The sequence below is a fragment of the Vibrio sp. 03_296 genome, from assembly GCF_002265885.1.
The window spans coordinates 1-1,481 of record NZ_NPKW01001186.1 but is presented as its reverse complement, the minus strand read 5'-3'; the positions used below and the strand labels follow the sequence as shown (position 1 = coordinate 1,481).

At 47.0% G+C, this 1,481-nt stretch carries 2 protein-coding genes, 1 tRNA gene and 1 rRNA gene; 3 read left to right on the top strand and 1 reads right to left on the bottom strand.

Annotated elements, in window-relative coordinates:
• Positions 1 to 113 (top strand): 5S ribosomal RNA (rrf, locus tag CIK04_RS30845); the annotation flags it as partial.
• 30 nt (positions 114 to 143) lie between these two features.
• Positions 144 to 220, top strand: a tRNA-Asp gene (locus CIK04_RS30840).
• 126 nt (positions 221 to 346) lie between these two features.
• Here the strand turns inward: CIK04_RS30840 and CIK04_RS30835 are convergent.
• Positions 347 to 1,063, bottom strand: a complete 717-nt coding sequence (locus CIK04_RS30835; protein ID WP_176463261.1) for an IS630 family transposase — start codon at positions 1,061 to 1,063, stop codon at positions 347 to 349.
• Positions 1,064 to 1,128: 65 nt separating this feature from the next.
• Between CIK04_RS30835 and CIK04_RS30830 the strand changes: the two genes are divergently transcribed.
• Positions 1,129 to 1,481: helix-turn-helix domain-containing protein (locus CIK04_RS30830; RefSeq protein WP_142995048.1), on the top strand; the 353-nt coding region annotated here is incomplete at its 3' end.

Genomic DNA, 1,481 nt, shown 5'->3' with positions numbered 1-1,481 from the left:
GGCGACCATAGCGTTTTGGACCCACCTGAACCCATTCCGAACTCAGAAGTGAAACGAAATAGCGTCGATGGTAGTGTGGGGTTTCCCCATGTGAGAGTAGAACATCGCCAGGCTTTTAATTTAGACTTAGGTCTAACCAGTGCGGAGCGGTAGTTCAGTTGGTTAGAATACCGGCCTGTCACGCCGGGGGTCGCGGGTTCGAGTCCCGTCCGCTCCGCCACTTATTTAGAAACCCAGTCTTCGGACTGGGTTTTGTCGTTTTCAGCGTGATGAATTTTTCTTTCAAGGGAATGCTTCTCGCTTATGTCAGAGTTGAAAGCTCTGCCGCTTATACCAATCTGGACAATTAACTGGTCAGGTCTATCCATCTTCTCGAGCACATCTGTCTGACTCTGGTCGAACATTCCAAAAAACTATTCCAAGTCCTACATACTTTGGAGACAATGCCTTCGTAATCCGCAAAAGATGGATTGGCGAGATAGTGTTGTCTTAACCCACTCCACACTTGTTCTATCGGGTTTAGCTCTGGTGAATAGGGTGGGAGCTTGGTGATACTGACATTATCAAATGGCTCAGCAATGTCATTGGTATGCCAACCCGCGCCATCCATAATGACCACTGCGTGACGACCTTTTTCGGTCACCGTGGAGAGCTGCTTCAGATGCTCAACCATAATGTTCTTGTTAACCCAAGGAACGACCATTGCCTCGCCAATACCTCTAGCGGGACATACTGAGCCAAACAAATACGCATATTCAAACTGCTGCTGTTTTACCACTCTTGGTCTTGAGCCACGCTCAACCCAAAGTCGAGTTGTCGTGTTTTGCTGGCCAAATCGTGCTTCGTCCTGAATTTGCAGGGATTGACGAGGGTGCTTGGCGCGTGAAGTTATCCAAGAAAAGCCCATATGGTTGAGCAAATAGTAGCTCGAATCTGGGTGGTAGTGTTTGCCAAATTCATTAACGATATAAGCATGAATATCGTTACCAGTTAATCGACCGCCAGACGAATCCATCGCTTGGGCTTTTATATACTGCTTGGATTCAAGTACGAAGTGCGACACCTCTGAACATAAAAACAGTAAGGTGCGATAATCATGAACTTTGCTCCCGCCAAGAAGTAAAAAACATGAAATACACACACCTCACTGAGAACGAAAGGTATATGATTTCTGCGCTMAGAAAGCAAGGAATTAGTACCGCTAAAATAGCTAAACAACTGGGGCGCCATAAAGCCACTATCTATCGAGAAATTGAACGCAATTGTCGTTACAACAAGTTCTTCGATAGGTACTCTTATCAACCACGGCGGGCACAGCAAATGGCTCGTAACCGGCTGAGCCGCTCGCGCAGAAACAAGCGCTACAGCAAAAGCGACTTTAGGTTACCTGAGGCCTTGCTACGACTGGATTGGAGCCCTGACCAAATCGTCGGATATCTAAGAATGAGAGGCTATCCAACAATGAGCCACGAGCTCATTTA